Here is a 1,020-nt window from a genome sequence, read left to right on the forward strand (position 1 = left end):
AGAATTACAGGAAGAAACAAATAGATTGTTAAAGCAATTAGTTGAAGAAAAAACTAAAAAAAATAACACCCAAATTCCAAACAATATTTCATCAGAAGAAGAAATGAATGTAAATGATCCAGAAGTTTTGAGAAAAATTATAAACAATCTTGATAATAAATAAATTTTAGTATGTCTAATCCAAAAGATATTTTAGTAATAACTACTTCTACAGCCGAAGGCTTAAAAATTAAAAAACATTTAAAACCAGTTTCGGCACATATTGTGGCAGGTACAAATTTATTTAGTGACTTTTTGGGTGGATTAACTGATGTTTTTGGAGGTCGTTCAAATTCGTACCAAAAACAATTATCTTCACTTTATAATGAAGCAATTGAAAGAATAAAATATAATACTCACGAAATTGGTGGAAATTGTGTTGTTGGTTTAAGCATAGATATGGACGAAATTTCGGGAAAAGGAAAATCAATGTTTATGTTAACTGCAATTGGAACAGCAGTAATTATCGAAAAAGAAGAAAAGTCAAATCAATTATCAAACACAAATGAAAAATTTGAAAATGTTGGTGTTGAAAGAATAAATAATTTACGCCAAAGAAAAGAAATTATAGAAAAAGCTGAAAATAGCAAACTCATTTACGATGATGAAACTTGGAGTTTTATAACATCAAATCAAGTTCAAGAAGTTTTCCCAACTTTATTAAGCAGACATTCTAGCGTAATTGAAAACTTTGAATCAATGCAAGATGCTTATAATGTATTCAATAAAAATTTCATAAGTTATATTGATGCCCTAGAAGAAAACAAAAAAGTAAGTTTACTTTATGAAAAAATTGAAACCGAAACGAATCATCAAGTTGCTTTGTATTTATCTAAAATAATCAAAGAATTAAACTTATTTGATTATGAAAAAAATATGAGTTTACTTAAAAATTCAGATTGCAAAAAACAAAAAATTGGTTTAAGAATAGCGACCTATGACAAATCATTTTATGACAAAGAAGATATTGTAAACTTAAAT

General features: G+C 26.3%; 1 protein-coding gene. It reads left to right on the forward strand.

Annotation, left to right across the window (positions count from 1 at the left end; all coding sequences use genetic code 11):
• Positions 1-171 precede the first annotated feature (171 nt).
• A partial coding sequence (locus EKL98_RS17395; RefSeq protein ID WP_148104487.1) for a YbjQ family protein occupies positions 172-1,020 on the forward strand: 849 nt, incomplete at its 3' end.

The organism is Flavobacterium bomense (assembly GCF_003970355.1).